The sequence below is a fragment of the Billgrantia sulfidoxydans genome (genome assembly GCF_017868775.1).
GTDB classification, from domain to species: Bacteria; Pseudomonadota; Gammaproteobacteria; order Pseudomonadales; family Halomonadaceae; genus Halomonas; species Halomonas sulfidoxydans.
Window position 1 is genome coordinate 3,069,167 of the sequence record NZ_CP053381.1, and the last position, 14,472, is coordinate 3,083,638.

Annotated in this window: 12 protein-coding genes and 1 pseudogene; 5 read left to right on the forward strand and 8 right to left on the reverse strand. The window is 67.2% G+C overall.

The window, feature by feature from the left end; all coding sequences use genetic code 11:
• Nucleotides 1-109: 109 nt before the first annotated feature.
• Nucleotides 110-883 carry an SIMPL domain-containing protein gene (locus HNO51_RS14220; RefSeq protein ID WP_209537694.1) on the forward strand — a complete coding sequence of 258 codons (774 nt, stop codon included), beginning with the start codon at nt 110-112 and terminating at the stop codon, nt 881-883.
• Here the strand turns inward: HNO51_RS14220 and serS are convergent.
• Nucleotides 861-2,150, reverse strand: coding sequence for a serine--tRNA ligase (gene serS / locus HNO51_RS14225; RefSeq protein WP_197447955.1), 1,290 nt, complete (start codon nt 2,148-2,150; stop codon nt 861-863). The genes HNO51_RS14220 and serS overlap by 23 nt on opposite strands.
• A gap of 190 nt (nt 2,151-2,340) precedes the next feature.
• Here serS and ydiJ point away from each other — a divergent pair, with 190 nt between their 5' ends.
• A complete protein-coding gene (gene ydiJ, locus HNO51_RS14230; RefSeq protein WP_209537695.1) occupies nt 2,341-5,577 on the forward strand; it encodes a D-2-hydroxyglutarate dehydrogenase YdiJ in 3,237 nt (1,078 codons plus the stop codon).
• 84 nt (nt 5,578-5,661) lie between these two features.
• On the opposite strand, the gene HNO51_RS21280 is transcribed toward ydiJ, so the two are convergent.
• Both HNO51_RS21280 and HNO51_RS21285 read right to left on the reverse strand, forming a co-directional pair.
• Nucleotides 5,662-5,844: an ATP-binding protein gene (locus HNO51_RS21280; RefSeq protein WP_368408052.1), complete on the reverse strand. Its 183-nt coding sequence runs from the start codon at nt 5,842-5,844 to the stop codon at nt 5,662-5,664.
• Nucleotides 5,783-6,034: pseudogene (locus HNO51_RS21285) on the reverse strand (ATP-binding protein); the annotation flags it as partial. The pseudogene HNO51_RS21285 and the gene HNO51_RS21280, both read right to left, overlap by 62 nt.
• Before the next feature lie 105 nt (nt 6,035-6,139).
• On the opposite strand from HNO51_RS21285, the gene HNO51_RS14245 reads away from it, so the two are divergent.
• Nucleotides 6,140-7,390, forward strand: a complete 1,251-nt coding sequence (locus HNO51_RS14245; protein WP_197447958.1) for a PQQ-dependent sugar dehydrogenase — start codon at nt 6,140-6,142, stop codon at nt 7,388-7,390.
• Nucleotides 7,391-7,394: 4 nt separating this feature from the next.
• The gene (locus HNO51_RS14250) at nt 7,395-8,018 is read left to right on the forward strand and encodes a c-type cytochrome (protein ID WP_209537696.1); all 624 of its coding nucleotides are present in this window, start codon (nt 7,395-7,397) and stop codon (nt 8,016-8,018) included.
• A gap of 80 nt (nt 8,019-8,098) precedes the next feature.
• Here HNO51_RS14250 and trpC read toward each other — a convergent pair whose 3' ends face one another.
• Genes trpC through HNO51_RS14265 form a run of 3 tightly spaced genes read right to left on the reverse strand, consistent with a single transcriptional unit; the run spans nt 8,099 to nt 10,579 of the window.
• Entirely contained in the window at nt 8,099-8,905 is an 807-nt protein-coding gene (gene trpC, locus HNO51_RS14255; RefSeq protein ID WP_197447960.1) for an indole-3-glycerol phosphate synthase TrpC, read from the reverse strand.
• 43 nt (nt 8,906-8,948) lie between these two features.
• Nucleotides 8,949-9,968 carry an anthranilate phosphoribosyltransferase gene (gene trpD / locus HNO51_RS14260; protein ID WP_197447961.1) on the reverse strand — a complete coding sequence of 340 codons (1,020 nt, stop codon included), beginning with the start codon at nt 9,966-9,968 and terminating at the stop codon, nt 8,949-8,951.
• A 26-nt stretch (nt 9,969-9,994) separates the two neighbouring features.
• The gene (locus HNO51_RS14265; protein ID WP_209537697.1) at nt 9,995-10,579 is read right to left on the reverse strand and encodes an anthranilate synthase component II; all 585 of its coding nucleotides are present in this window, start codon (nt 10,577-10,579) and stop codon (nt 9,995-9,997) included.
• Between the two features lie 357 nt (nt 10,580-10,936).
• Here HNO51_RS14265 and HNO51_RS14270 point away from each other — a divergent pair, with 357 nt between their 5' ends.
• Complete coding sequence (locus HNO51_RS14270; RefSeq protein ID WP_197447963.1) at nt 10,937-11,923, forward strand: metal ABC transporter solute-binding protein, Zn/Mn family; 987 nt, start codon at nt 10,937-10,939, stop codon at nt 11,921-11,923.
• Nucleotides 11,924-12,006: 83 nt separating this feature from the next.
• Here the strand turns inward: HNO51_RS14270 and trpE are convergent, their stop codons facing one another.
• Nucleotides 12,007-13,491 carry an anthranilate synthase component I gene (trpE, locus tag HNO51_RS14275; RefSeq protein ID WP_209539242.1) on the reverse strand — a complete coding sequence of 495 codons (1,485 nt, stop codon included), beginning with the start codon at nt 13,489-13,491 and terminating at the stop codon, nt 12,007-12,009.
• A gap of 239 nt (nt 13,492-13,730) precedes the next feature.
• The gene (locus HNO51_RS14280; RefSeq protein ID WP_197447964.1) at nt 13,731-14,396 is read right to left on the reverse strand and encodes a phosphoglycolate phosphatase; all 666 of its coding nucleotides are present in this window, start codon (nt 14,394-14,396) and stop codon (nt 13,731-13,733) included.
• Between the last annotated feature and the right edge of the window lie 76 nt (nt 14,397-14,472).

The window sequence follows — 14,472 nt, forward strand, 5'->3', positions numbered from 1 at the left end:
GTCCCGGTGACGGTGGGACGAGGTGCCATACCGCTCCGGGCTGGCCCCTCTATCCCGTCCGGCGCGATCCCGCGCGATTTCGCATGCTTACTGCAAGGAGGCCTACTCGATGTCCTCGAAGTCTTCGTTACGCTTACGCTACCTGCTGCTGGGCGGCCTGCTGGCTGTCATCCCGCTGACGGGAACCACCGCACAGGCCGAGGAACCGCGCGCCCGCCTGGACGTCCAGGCCGAAGCCCAGCTCGACGTGGTACCGGATCGCGCCACGCTCAACGCCCGGCTATGGGAGCGCACCCCAGCCGTGGCGCGTCACGATGACGACACCGGTGCCGATGCCCTGCGCCAGGCCCGTGATCGGCTGGAGGAGCGTGCGTCGGCCCTGATCCGTACGCTGGAAGAAGCGGGCGTGGAACGCGACGACATCAGCGCCGGCTCACTCAGCGTGCAGCCCGAGTATGTTCCCGCTCCACGGCAGAGCGACAGCGACAATGGCACGCTGATGCGCACGCGCCTGGACCGCCCCTTCCAGGTTCATGTCGATGACCTCGACCGTCTGCCGCAACTGCTCGATGCCCTGACCGCGGCCGGGGTCAACGCCATGGATGGCATCAGCTACGATCTTGCCGATCGCGATGCCGCGCTCGACGAGGCGCTGGTGAAGGCTCTGGAGAAGGCTCGCCACAAGGCCGAGCTGATGGCGCGCGCCATGAGCGTCTCGCTGGGGGCGGTGGCCTCGATCAGCGAGACGCGCCCTCCCATCTACATGCCGCGCATGATGGCGATGAGCGCCGATGCCCGCGAGAGCGCCGGCCAGGCCGACTACCGCCCCGGGACGATCGTCATCGAGGCGGGGGTCAGCGTCAGCTGGGAGATCGAGAATTGAGCGTGGCGATACCGCCCAGGTAGGGGCGCAGCGCCTCAGGCACGGTGATGGAGCCATCGGCGTTCTGGTGGTTCTCCATCACCGCGATCAGGCAGCGCCCTACCGCCAGCCCCGACCCGTTGAGCGTGTGCAGCAGCTGCGGTTTCTTCTGCTCGGGATGGCGGAAGCGCGCCTGCATGCGCCGTGCCTGGAAGTCCTCGCAGTTGGACACCGAGGAGATCTCGCGGTAGGTCTGCTGGCTTGGCAGCCACACTTCCAGGTCGTAGGTCTTGGCCGCGCCGAAGCCCATGTCGCCGGTGCACAGCGTCACCACCCGATACGGCAGCTCGAGCGCCTGCAGGATCGCCTCGGCGTGGCCGCGCATCTCCTCCAATGCCGCATAGCTCGTCTCGGGCTCCACCAGTTGTACCATCTCGACCTTGTCGAACTGGTGCTGGCGGATCATGCCGCGGGTGTCGCGACCGTGGGAGCCCGCCTCGCTGCGGAAGCAAGGCGTATGGGCGGTGAGCCTGAGCGGCAGCGCCTTGAAGTCGAGGATCTCGTCGCGGGCGAAGTTGGTCAGCGGCACCTCGGCGGTGGGAATGAGGTGATAGCTGCGCTCATCGTCCAGCCGGAACAGGTCCTCGCCGAACTTGGGCAGCTGGCCGGTGCCGAACAGCGAGGCCTCGTTGACCATGTAGGGCACGTAGCACTCCTCGTAGCCGTGCTCGAGGGTCTGCTTGTCGAGCATGAACTGGGTCAGCGCCCGGTGCAGGCGGGCGATCTGGCCACGCATCACGGCAAAGCGCGAACCGGTCAGCTTGGCCGCCAGCTCGAAGTCCAGTTCCCCCTTGAGCGCGCCGAGGTCGACATGGTCGCGTACCTCGAAGTCGAATTCACGCGGCACGCCCCAGCGGTGCAGCTCGACGTTCTCCTCCTCGCTCTCCCCCACCGGTACGCTGTCGTGGGGCAGGTTGGGAATTCCGCTGACCAGCGCCTCCCACTCCTCCTGCACATCGGCCAATCGACGCTTGGCGGCGTCGAGGCGGTCACCGAGGTCGCTCACCTCGTCGAGCAGCGGCTGGATGTCCTCGCCGGCGGCCTTGGCCTTGCCGATCGCCTTGGAGCGGGTGTTGCGCTCGTTCTGCAGATTCTCGGTCTCGGTCTGCAGTTCGCGACGGCGGGACTCCAGCGCCTCGAGACGGCCGGTATCGAGCGTGAAGCCGCGCTTGGCCAGTCGTTGGGCGACCGCATCGAGGTCGCTGCGCAGCAGTTTGGGATCGAGCATGGCATCCAGCCCCTGAGTGAAAGCGAAACGGAAATAGAGGATAAACGGCGAAACATTGTAGGCAAAAGGCTTCCTGGGTGCCACGCTGCAACGTCCGACGGGATGCGCACAGCCTCTCTCTCGCGGTAAAGTAGCGCCATTCCCCTGCCGTCCGACGCATCGGGCAGCGTCACATGACCGAATCGATACCATGATCGCACGACTGGACACCACCGAATCGAGCGCCACCGCCGCGCTCGGCGCCCATTACCTGCGCTTCATCGAGGCACTCGCGGCCGCCGGCTTCGAGGGCGAGATCGCCCCGGACTACGCCAGCCGCACAGTGCTGGCCACCGACAACTCGATCTATCAGCGCTTGCCCCAGGCGGCGCTGTTCCCGCGCCACGCCGAGGATCTCGAGCGCATCGCGCGGCTCGCCGCCGAACCTGCGCATCGTCGGGTGGTGCTCACGCCCCGCGGCGGCGGCACCGGCACCAACGGCCAGTCGCTCACCGACGGCCTGGTGGTGGACGTTTCCCGTCACATGAACGCGATTCTCGAGATCGACGTCGAACGCCGCCGGGTGCGCGTACAGGCCGGCGTGGTCAAGGATCAGCTCAATGCGGCGCTGAAGCCCCACGGACTGTTCTTCGCCCCCGACCTGTCCACCTCCAACCGCGCCACCATCGGCGGCATGATCTCCACCGATGCCAGCGGTCAGGGCAGCTGCGAGTACGGCAAGACCCGCGATCACGTGCTCGAACTCGACACCGTGCTGCTCGGCGGCGAGCGCCTGGTCAGCCGCCCGCTGGACGATGCCGAACTGGAGACGCTGTGTCATCGCCACGGCGTGATCGGCGACGCCTACCGCACCGCCCGCGAGATCACCGACACCCAGCGCGAACTGATCGCGGCCAAGTTTCCACCGCTCAACCGCTGCCTGACCGGCTACGACCTGGCGCACCTCAGGGACGCGGAGGGCCGCCTCGATATCAACAGCCTGCTGTGCGGCTCCGAGGGCTCGCTCGGACTGCTCAACGAGGCCGTGCTCAACGTGCTGCCGATTCCCCGCCACTCTACCCTGGTCAACGTCCGCTATGCCGGCTTCATGGACGCCCTGCGCGACGCCAAGGCGCTGATGGCGTCCGCCGCCAGGCCCACCTCCATCGAGACGGTGGACGACAGGGTGCTGCTGCTGGCCATGGAAGATTTCGTCTGGGATAGCGTGGCGGAATTCTTCCCCAGCGAGGCAGCCTCGGACGGCTCCGAGGGCGATACCGCCACGGCCGAGCGTCAGGCGGTGGCCATTCGCGGCATCAACCTCGTCGAGTTCAACGACGACGACCCCGAGCGGCTCGCCGAGCGCGTCGCCGCCTTCTGCCGTCACCTGGAAGCCGACGACAGCGTCGCGCGCCTGGGCTACACCCTGGCCGAGGGCCGCCCCCAGATCCAGCAGGTTTACGGCATGCGCAAGCGCGCCGTGGGGCTGCTGGGCAATGCCCGGGTCGATGCCAAGGGCGAGAAGCGCCCGATCCCCTTCGTCGAGGACACCGCGGTGCCGCCCGAACACCTCGCCGACTTCATCCGTGAATTCCGCGCCGCGCTGGACGCCCGCGGCCTCGCCTACGGCATGTTCGGCCACGTCGACGCCGGCGTGCTCCACGTGCGCCCCGCCATCGACATGAAGGACCCCGAGCAGGAGCGGCTGATCCGCGAGGTCTCCGACGAAGTCGCCGAGCTGACCCACAAGTACGGCGGGCTGCTGTGGGGCGAGCACGGCAAGGGCGTGCGTTCCGAGTATGCACCGAAGTTCTTCGGCGAGCTCTACCCCAGCCTGCAGCGGATCAAGGCCGCCTTCGACCCGCACAATCAGCTGAACCCGGGCAAGATCGCCACGCCGCTTTCACTTTCCACCCCACCCGAAACCGTGGAGAATCCGCCCGAAGCCGCTGAGACCGGCTCGCAGGAAGAAGCCGTCAAGTGGGTCGACCCGGGCCTGCTGACCATCGACGGCGTGCCCACCCGTGGCCAGTTCGACCGCCAGATCGACGAGCGCGCGTGGCAGGCCCACGCCGCGACGGTGTACTGCAACGGCAACGGCGCCTGCTACAACTACGACCCCAACGACGCCATGTGCCCGTCGTGGAAGGCGACCCGCGACCGCATTCACTCGCCCAAGGGCCGCGCCAGCCTCGTCCGCGAATGGCTACGCCTGCAGGGCAACGCCGGAGTCGATCCGGTGGAAGAAGCACGACGGCAGCGCCATGAGGGTGCCTGGGGCTTTCTCAAGCGCCTGCCGGCGCGGGTGCGCAATACCTGGCGCCGTCGCGACGAGCCCGACTTCTCCCACCAGGTCTACGACGCCATGGCGGGCTGCCTGGCCTGCAAATCCTGCGCCGGCCAGTGCCCGGTGAAGGTCAACGTACCTGACTCGCGCTCGCAGTTCCTCGAGATCTACCATGGCCGCTATCTGCGCCCCGTAAGGGACTACCTGATCGGCGGCACGGAGTTCTTCGTCCCCTATCTCGCCCGCGTCGCCCCGCTGTACAACGCCGCGCTGGGCAATCGTCTGGTGAACCGGCTGCTGTCGCAGCACGTCGGCCTGGTCGACAGTCCGCTTCTCTCTCGGGCGCGACTGGCCAGGCAGCTACACGCCTGGGGCGTGGCCGAGGCCACGCCGGTTTCGCTGGGCCTGCTCAGCGAGGCGCAGAAGGCCCGGAGCGTGGTCATCGTGCAGGATGCCTTCACCAGCCACTTCGAGGCAGAACGGGTAAGGGACATCGTCGAGTTGCTCTCGCGGTTGGACGTGAAAGTGTTCGTCGCCCCCTACTCGGCCAACGGCAAGCCGCTGCACGTGCAGGGCTTCCTCGGCGCCTTTGCCCGCACTGCGGAAAAGCAAGCGCGGCGGCTGCGCGCCCTGGCCGAGTTCGGCGTGCCGCTGGTGGGCATCGATCCGGCCATGACCCTCACCTACCGCCAGGAGTACGTGAAGACGCTGGGCCCCGACAGCGTGCCCGAGGTGCTGATGCTGCAGGAGTGGCTGGTGGCCCAGGGCAAGCGCCTGGTGCCGCCCGCCCTGGCCCGGAAGCTGGAAAGCCTCGACGATCCGGGCTTCCGGCTACTCTCCCACTGCACCGAGGCGACCAATGCTCCGGGCAGCCCCAAGGCGTGGCAGCAGATCTTTGCCGCCTTCGGCTTCGAGCTCGAGCTCGTCGCCACCGGCTGCTGCGGCATGTCCGGCACCTACGGCCACGAGGCACGCAATCTCGAGACTTCGAAAACCATCTATGCCCAGTCATGGCAGCCGGTGGTCGAGGACGAGGCCAACCGGGGCCGGCTGCTGGCCACCGGCTACTCCTGCCGCAGCCAGGCCAAGCGCCTTTCCGACCGGGACCTGCCGCACCCGCTGCAGGGGCTGCTGGCCCAACTGCGCCCGCTGAGCTGGTGATGACAGCCAGGCCATGCGGCTTGGCACTCAGTCGGTGACCGTGGCCGCTGGCGCGCTTTCGTCCGCGGCACGCCGGACTGACAATCACAGGGTGAAGGTCGTGCCCTCGCTGGGCCGACTGTCGACCTCGATGCGGCCTCCATGCTTCTGCACGATGCCATAGGAGAGCGACAGGCCGAAGCCGGTCCCCTGGCCCACCGGCTTGGTGGTTAAAGAAGGGGTCGAAGATCCGCGACCGCAGCTCGGCTGGGATGCCGACGCCGTCATCGGCAAAGGCGAGCCAGACCTGGTCGTCCTCGCACACGGTGCGCAGAGTGATGGTGCCGTGCTCCTCGATCGCCTGGGCCGCATCGACCAGCAGGTTGAGGAAGGCCTGGTTGAGCTGCGCCGGTATGCACTCGACTGCAGGCAGCTGGCCGTATTCGCGCACGATCGTGCACCGATAGAGAGAATTCATCGACCCGCCCCGAGGCGAGCTCCTAGGCTGATGTGGCAGGCCTCGCTTGACTTGAGAACACGCCGGCGAGGAAACGAAAACCTGAACAAGAACAAGGAGCCAATGATGTCTCCCTCTCCCCTGCCACGCCGCATCCTGAGCGTTTCCGCCACGGGCCTTCTCGCCGCCGCCTCGCTCGCTGCGCTGGGTGACGAGCACGAGCCCGCCTGGGCCCAGGGCCGTGCCGCCGAGCTCGGCAATTCGCCTCTCTCACCGCACGCCACCCCGCTGACGGTCACCCCGGAGGAGGACATCCCTCTCGACCGTCTGCGCCTGCCGGATGGCTTCAGCGCCGAGCTGTGGGCGCACGGCATGCCGGGGGCACGCATGATGGCACTTGGCGACGAAGGTACGTTGTTCGTCGGTACCCGCGGCATCGGGCGAGTCTATGCGGTGCAGGACAACGGCGACGAGCGCGAACACGTCATCGTCGCCGAGGGCCTGACCCAGCCCAACGGCGTCGCCTTCAAGGATGGCAGCCTCTACGTGGCGGCCATCAACCGCATCTTCCGCTACGACGATATCGAATCGCACCTGGCCGACGGCGACGACATCCCCGAGCCCGAGGAGTTGACCGACGCCTTCGGCCTGCCCGACGATGAGCACCACGGCTGGAAGTTCCTCGCCTTCGGCCCGGACGGGCGGCTCTACGTTCCCGTCGGGGCGCCCTGCAACGGCTGCGAAGTCGACCCCGATACCCATGCCACCATTCACAGCTTCGAGCCGGACGGCAGCGACATGCGCATCGAGGCGCGCGGCGTGCGCAACACAGTAGGCTTCGATTTTCATCCCGACACCGATGAGCTGTGGTTCACCGACAACAACCAGGACTGGATCGGCGAGCACGGTCCCGGCGACGAGCTCAACCGTCTCGGCGAGCCGGGCGAGCACTTCGGCTTTCCCGTGTGTCACAGCGTCGGCATCATCGACCCTGAGCTTGGCAGCGCCGATGCCTGCAATGACAAGACGCTGCCTGCCGCGGTCACCGATCCGCACAGCGCCCCGCTGGGCATGCGCTTCTACACCGGAGAGATGTTCCCCGAGGAGTATCGCAACGCGATCTTCATCGCTCGTCGCGGCTCCTGGAACCGCACCCTGAGCGTGGGCTATGACCTACTGGTGGCGAAACTCTCCGAGGATGGGAGGCGCGCCGACCTGTCGCCTTTCATGGTGGGCCTGCTCGACCCAAGCGAGAACGCTTTCTTCGGCCGGCCGGTGGACGTGCTGCAGATGCCGGACGGCGCCCTGCTGGTCTCCGACGAGCAAAACGGCGCGATCTATCGGATCAGCTACGAGACCCCCGACTATGTGGAATGAGGCCGTGCGATGCCTTGCGTGCGCGACGCCCGGACGGCGCGCGCTCGCGCTGTCACTGGTCGGGGGCGGCCTGCTGGCCACGGAGGTGCGTTCGCAGGAAGGGCCGGCGGCGGGGCTGTCTCTGGAGGAGCAGCTGCAAGTATGCGCAGGCTGCCATGGCGAGGATGGCAGCGCCGTCGAGTCAGGCGTTCCCTCCCTGGCCGGGCAGCCCGCGCTCGCCCTCACCAACCAACTGATCTACTTCCGTGAGCGCCTGAGGCGTAACGAGGTCATGACGCCCCAGGCCCAAGGGCTATCGGACGAGGAGATACAGGCGCTTGCCGCGCACTATGCCGAGCAGGCCCTGGAACCGCCCGAGGGCGAGCCGGACGAGGCGATGATGGAACGAGGCCGCGAGCTCGCCCGCCAGCACCGCTGCGCCAGCTGTCACCGCACTGACTTCTCGGGCCACGAACAGATGCCGCGCCTCGCGCATCAGCGCGAGGACTATCTCGTGCAGGCCATGCGCGCCTACCGGGAACGCACGCGCGGCGGGCCGGATACCACCATGGTCGACATTCTGCGCAATGTCGATGACGCCGAGATCGAGGCGCTGGCCCACTTCCTCGCCCATTACGAGCGCGGCTAGCCCGACGGGTATCGCGAGAAGCGGAGACACCGCCGGCAGCCCGGGGCTGTCGGCGGTGCTGACGTCCGGCCGGGGATCGCTCAGTAGAACAGTCGCCGCAACGCCTCGCCCGGCTCCTGCTCGCGCATGAAGGCCTCGCCGACGAGGAAGCCGTGCACGTCGTGCTCGCGCATGCGCAGCACGTCGCTGCGGGTGTGAATGCCGGACTCCGTCACCACCGTGACCCCCGCCGGAATGCGCGACAGCAGCTCCAGCGTGGTCTCCAGGCGGGTCTCGAAAGTGTGCAGGTTGCGGTTGTTGATGCCCACCAGGCCGATTCCCAGCTTCAGCGCACGCTCGAGCTCCAGGGCATCGTGCACCTCGACCAGCACGTCCATGCCCAGCGCCGTCGCCTGCTGGTGGAGATCGGCCATGCGCGCATCGTCCAGAGCAGCGACGATCAACAGGATACAGTCGGCGCCGATGGCACGGGCTTCGCTGACCTGGTAGCCGTGCACGATGAAATCCTTGCGAATGACAGGCAGCTCGCACGCCTCGCGGGCCGCGACGAGGAAGTCCTCGTGGCCCTGGAAGAAGTCGGCATCGGTCAGCACCGAGAGGCAGGCGGCACCGCCGGCGGCGTAGCTCGCGGCGATCTCGGCGGGGCGAAAGTCTTCACGGATCACACCCCGGGAGGGGGATGCCTTCTTGATCTCGGCGATCACCGCCGGGTCTCCCTCGGCGATGCGCTGGTCAAGTGCGGCAATGAAGCCGCGCGGTGCACTCTGCCGCTCGGCACGTTGCAACAACTCGCTCTCGGACACGGCGCGGCGGCGCTCGGCCACTTCCTCGTCCTTGCGCGCGAGGATGCGGGTCAGAATGGTCGGGGCGTCCTGGGTGGGGCTCATGATCTCGGCTCTCGATACGGGCGGCAACGGCCGCGAATGGGCGTCAGGAAACCAGTACGCGAGTGAAGTCGGCCAGTTCCTTCATCTTCTCCAGCGGCAGCTTGGAGGCTTGCGCGTCCTGGGCCATCATGACTCCTTCCTTCAGCGTATCGGCAATGCCGGCGCAGTAGAGCGCCGCTCCGGCGTTGAGGGAGACGATGTCCGCCGCGGGCCCGTCGCCTACCAATGCCTCGCGCACCAGCCGCAGGCTATCTTCGGCGCTGACCACCTTCAGCGGCGCCAGCTCCTGACGCTCGATGCCGAAGTCCTCGGGCGCGATGGTGTAGCGGTGGATCTCGCCATCCTTGAGTTCGGCAACCTGGGTCGGCGCGGCCAGGGAGATCTCGTCCAGCCCATCCTCGGCGTGCACCACCATGACGTGGCGACTGCCGAGGTTCTTCAACACCTCGGCCATCAGCGGTACCAGCTCCGCGGCGTAGACCCCCAGCACCTGGTTCGGCGCGGCGGCGGGATTGGTCAACGGGCCGAGGATATTGAACAGGGTGCGGACGCCCATCTCGCGGCGCGGGCCGATGGCGAAGCGCATGGCGGGATGGTGGTTGGGGGCGAACATGAAGCCGACGCCCACCTGCTCGATGCAGCGTGCCACCTGCTCCGGCCTGAGGTCCAGGTGGATACCGGCCATGTCGAACAGGTCGGCGCTGCCGGAGGAGGACGAGACGCTGCGGTTGCCGTGCTTGGCCACATGGGCGCCGGCCGCCGCGGCCACGAAGCTCGAGGCGGTCGAGACATTGAACAGGTTGGCGCCGTCACCACCGGTTCCGACGATGTCCACCACGTTCTCGGCCACCACATGCACCCGCTTCATCAGTTCACGCATGACCTGCGCCGCGGCGCCGATCTCCTCGGCGCTCTCCCCCTTCATCGCCAGGCCCACCAATAGCCCGCCGATCTGGGCGTCGGTGGCCTCCCCGGTCATGATCTGGTGCATCACCGAATGGGTGGCGTCGAAACTCAGGTTCTCGTGGCGCATCACCGCGGCGATGGCGTCTCGCATCTGCATGGGCAGGCACTCCTCTTTCGGGCGGGTCAGCGACGCTTCAGGAAATTGGCCAGCAGCTCGTGCCCCTGACGGGTCAGGATCGATTCCGGGTGGAACTGCACGCCTTCGATGTCCAGCTCGCGATGACGCAGCCCCATGATCAAGCCAGGCGTCACGTCATCGTCGTCGGTCCAGGCCGTGACCTCCAGGCAATCGGGCAGCGTGTCGGCCTCGACCACCAGTGAATGATAGCGGGTCACCTCGAGCGGGTCCTCGAGGCCGTCGAACACTCCCTGGCCATGGTGGCGAATCCGCGAGGTCTTGCCGTGCATCACCTGGGGAGCGCGCACCACCCTGCCGCCATAGACCTGGCCGATCGCCTGGTGCCCGAGGCAGATGCCGAGGATCGGCAGCCGCCCGGCGAAATGCGCGATGGCGGCAAGCGAAATGCCGGCCTCGTTGGGCGTGCAGGGGCCGGGCGAGATCACCAGATGGCTCGGCGCCAGCGCCTCGATCCGCTCCAGCGAGATGGCATCGTTGCGATGGGTGACCACCTCGGCCCCCAGTTCGCCCAGATACTGCACGACGTTGAAGGTGAAGCTGTCGTAATTGTCGATCATCAGCACGGACATTGCGTAAAGTCCTGTTAAAGCGAATCTTTTTTTGGTGTTGCGTATTGCTCGGCCAGCCGTGCAGGGTCTGCTTCGGACACAAAAAAGCCGCCCCGACGGCGGCATTCTCTTCAGTCGTCAGCGTGCCGCCCCTCGCTCAGGAGCGCCACCACTGGATCGACGTTGGCATATGGGCGTTTGCGTTCATGACGCAATAGTGCCGTCGTCGCGGCGGGGCTGTCAACGCAAGATGGCGGCTTGGCGCAACGCCGGCCGATGCGCAGCGCGAGTATGGCAGGGATCGACGGCACCGCTGGCAAGCCTATTGCCCAGTCTCTATCATCGGGGCACGTGCGCTGCGTAAAAAGGAGATTCACGATGCGCTTTACCCGCCGAGCCTGTACTTGGCTGGCTCCCTTCATTGCCGCCATGCTCGGTGGCGCTTCAGCGGCAGCAGCCAATCCCAAGGTGGTCGCCAGCTTCTCGCTCCTTGGCGACCTGGTCAGTCAGGTCGGCGGCAATGATATCGAACTGGTGGTCCTGGCGCCGGCAGGGGCCGAAGTGCATGAATGGGAGCTGACGCCAGACAGCTTCATCGCCCTGGAGGATGCCGACCTCATCTTCTACAACGGCTACCAGCTCGAGCAATGGATGCGCCAGGTCCACGCCACGGTGGGCAACCGTGCGCCGCTGGTGGCAGTCGCCGAGGCGTCGGAATATCCGACCCAGCCGGTCGTGACGGGAGAGTACACCGGCGAACCCGACCCCCACCTGTGGATGGACCCGCGCGCGGTCGCGGCCTACCTGCAGGTCATTGCCGACCAGTTGGCCGAGTTGCACCCTCCGGCCGCCGATAGTTTCCAGGCCAGGGCCAGCGCCGCCAAGGAGAAGCTCGCCGCGCTGCACGATGAGGTGAGCGAGCGGCTGGCGTCGATTCCCGAGGAGCGGCGGATCCTGATCACCACCGAGACGGCGTTCGTCTACTTCGCCGACGCCTATGGTTTTCGCCATGACGGCGCCTGGGGCAGCAATGCCGAGACCGAAGGCTCGCCACCGCAGGCCAAGCGCCTCATCGACCTGATCGAGGAGATCCAGCCGGCTGCCCTGTTCTGGGAAAGCACCCTGTCGGACCGCGATATTCAGGCGATTTCCGCCAACACGGGCGTACCCACGGCCGGCCCGCTGTTCGTCGATTCACTCAGCGAGCCCGACGGCGACGCCTCGAACTACGTGGCCATGATGCGCCACAATGCCAACCTGATCCGCCACGCCCTGATGCAGGAAGAGAGCAAGGAGAGCGAAGCGTGCGCAGAGGGCGAGAAGGAAACGGAACAGGCAGCGGAAGGCGCCAACGTTAGCGAGTGAGCGCTCGCCTGCTTCGATGACCGAGCCCGCTACGTTGAGAGCACGGCCGCCCGCGCCATGGAGGCGCCAGCGGCCGGAGTCGTCTAGAGGTTGTCCAGCCCCTTCTCCGCCATCGCCACGGCGCGGAAAATGGCGCGCCCCTTGTTGAGGGTCTCCTGCCACTCGAGTTCGGGCACGGAGTCGGCGACCACGCCGGCTCCCGCCTGCACGTGCAGCTCGCCGTCCTTGATCACCGCGGTGCGGATGGCGATCGCGGTGTCCATGTTGCCGTGCCAGGAGAGATACCCCACCGCACCGGAATAGATACCGCGCTTGACCGGCTCCAGCTCGTCGATGATCTCCAGCGCGCGGATCTTGGGGGCACCGGAAAGCGTGCCCGCCGGGAAAGTGGCGCGCAGCACGTCCATGGCGGACAGCCCCGGCTTCAGCCTACCGGTGACGTTGGAGACGATGTGCATGACGTGGGAGTAGCGTTCGACGGCCATCTGGTCGGTCACCTGCACCGACCCCGTCTCGCTGATGCGCCCCACGTCGTTGCGCCCCAGGTCGATCAGCATGAGGTGCTCGGCGATCTCCTTGGGGTCGGCCAGCAGCTCGGCCTCGAGCGCGCGGTCCTCCTCCTCGGTCTTGCCGCGCACCCGGGTGCCGGCGATCGGGCGCACGGTGACCTCGCCCTCCTCCAGCCGCGTGAGGATCTCGGGAGAGGAGCCCACCACATGATGATCGTCCAGGTTGAAGAAGAACATGTAGGGCGAGGGGTTGAGGCTGCGCAGCGCGCGGTAGAGGTCGAGCGGCGAGGCCTGGTAGGGGATCGACATGCGCTGCGAAGGCACGCACTGCATGACGTCGCCGGCCAGCACGTACGCCTTGATCTTCTCTACCGCCGCCTTGAAACCGGCCTCGGTGAAGCCCGAGGTGAAGTGCCCCTCCTCCACCGCGCTGCGCCCGGTACCGGGACTGGCGGCCTGCACGCCGGCGCTGCGCAGGCGCCGCTCCAGGCTCTCGAGGCGCGCCACCGCCGTGGCAAAGGCGTCCGGGATGGCCGGATCGGCATGGGTCCACAGCGTCAGCCGCCCCGAGAGGTTGTCGAAGACCACCAGCTCGTCGCAGACCATCAGCAGAATGTCCGGTACGCCGAGCGGGTCGGGTTTCTCGACGCCCCGCAGGCGCGGTTCGATGTAGCGGATGGTGTCGTAGCCGAAGTAGCCCACCAGGCCGCCGTCGAAGCGCGGCTGGTCGTCGAGGTCGGGCACGCGGAAACGCGCCTGGAACTGCTCGATCCAGGTCAGAGGATCTTCCACCTCCACGCGCTCGAGGCATTCACCTTGGCGAAAGCGGCTGACAGTGAAGCCGCGCACTTCGATGCGCTCCTGGCACGGCAGCCCGATGATCGAGTAGCGTCCCCACTTCTCACCGCCCTGTACCGATTCGAGCAGGAAGGTCCAGGGTTCGTCGGCCAGCTTCAGGTAGGTCGACAGCGGCGTATCGAGATCGGCCAACACCTCGCGGGTGACCGGAACACGGTTGTAGCCGGCGTCGGCCAGCGCACGGAAACGTTCGGGAGTCATCATGACGGGTCCTCGATGATCGGACGGTGACGGCAGGTGAATCAGGGCGATGCGTCGGCGAGCGTCACCATCGCCAGCCGGCGGGCTGGGCGGAAAATGGCACCGTCGGGATGACAGCCGGACGCAGGCCGCCACGGGCAGAGGAGTCGTCATGCAGCATCATGCTGTCCATCGAGCGTTCCCGCAGGAATAGGCAAACGGAAGGATTCCGAGGTCATTGATAAGGATCGAAAATCACCCTAAACGAGTTCCGCCAGTGAATCAACCAGCGCATCCGGGCGACTGTCGCGCACCGGTTCGCCGTGGTTGTAGCCGTAGGGTACGGCCAGGGTACGGAAGCCGGCGGCCCGACCGGCGGCGACATCGTGGCGGGAGTCGCCGACCATCAGGCAGGCCGACGGCGACAGGCCGAATTGAGCGGCCACATGCAGCAACGGAGCCGGATCGGGCTTCTTCTGCGGCAGGCTGTCGCCGCCCAGGCACAGCGCGAAGTGGTCCTCGAGCCCGAACTGCGCCAGGATCGGCCGGATGAACGCGAACGGCTTGTTGGTCACCAGCGTCAGGACCCAGCCGCCCCCGCGCAGGCCATCCAGCGCTTCGCGCACGCCAGGATAGAGCCGCGTGCGCGAGCCGGGGTCGCGGCCGTAGTGTTCGAGAAAGTCCGCGTGGGCGCGGGCCAGCAGCGCCTCGCCGGGTAGGCCGCCCGCAGCATGGGCCAGCGCCCTTTCCATCAACTTGAGCGAGCCGTTGCCCACCCAGTCGCGCACCCGCGCCTCGCCGGCCGGTGGCAGACCGAGCGCGTCGAGGGCGGCATCCACGGCCACGGCGAGGTCGGGTACCGAATCGACCAGGGTGCCGTCGAGGTCGAAGGTGACCAGACGAATATCGGTGAGGATCGGGTGCATGAGAATGCCGGACGGGCCCTCGCGGTTGGTAGCGGAAAGATGCCGGCATGGTACCCGGCCGCGAGGGCGATGCCTA

Bases quoted from the DNA above. Each gene is read 5' to 3' on its own strand.
- HNO51_RS14220 (WP_209537694.1), top strand. From the start codon at position 110: ATGTCCTCGAAGTCTTCGTTACGCTTACGCTACCTGCTGCTGGGCGGC.
- serS (WP_197447955.1), bottom strand. From the start codon at position 2,150: ATGCTCGATCCCAAACTGCTGCGCAGCGACCTCGATGCGGTCGCCCAA.
- ydiJ (WP_209537695.1), top strand. From the start codon at position 2,341: ATGATCGCACGACTGGACACCACCGAATCGAGCGCCACCGCCGCGCTC.
- HNO51_RS21280 (WP_368408052.1), bottom strand. From the start codon at position 5,844: ATGACGGCGTCGGCATCCCAGCCGAGCTGCGGTCGCGGATCTTCGACC.
- HNO51_RS14245 (WP_197447958.1), top strand. From the start codon at position 6,140: ATGTCTCCCTCTCCCCTGCCACGCCGCATCCTGAGCGTTTCCGCCACG.
- trpC (WP_197447960.1), bottom strand. From the start codon at position 8,905: ATGAGCCCCACCCAGGACGCCCCGACCATTCTGACCCGCATCCTCGCG.
- trpD (WP_197447961.1), bottom strand. From the start codon at position 9,968: ATGCAGATGCGAGACGCCATCGCCGCGGTGATGCGCCACGAGAACCTG.
- HNO51_RS14265 (WP_209537697.1), bottom strand. From the start codon at position 10,579: ATGTCCGTGCTGATGATCGACAATTACGACAGCTTCACCTTCAACGTC.
- HNO51_RS14270 (WP_197447963.1), top strand. From the start codon at position 10,937: ATGCGCTTTACCCGCCGAGCCTGTACTTGGCTGGCTCCCTTCATTGCC.
- trpE (WP_209539242.1), bottom strand. From the start codon at position 13,491: ATGACTCCCGAACGTTTCCGTGCGCTGGCCGACGCCGGCTACAACCGT.
- HNO51_RS14280 (WP_197447964.1), bottom strand. From the start codon at position 14,396: ATGCACCCGATCCTCACCGATATTCGTCTGGTCACCTTCGACCTCGAC.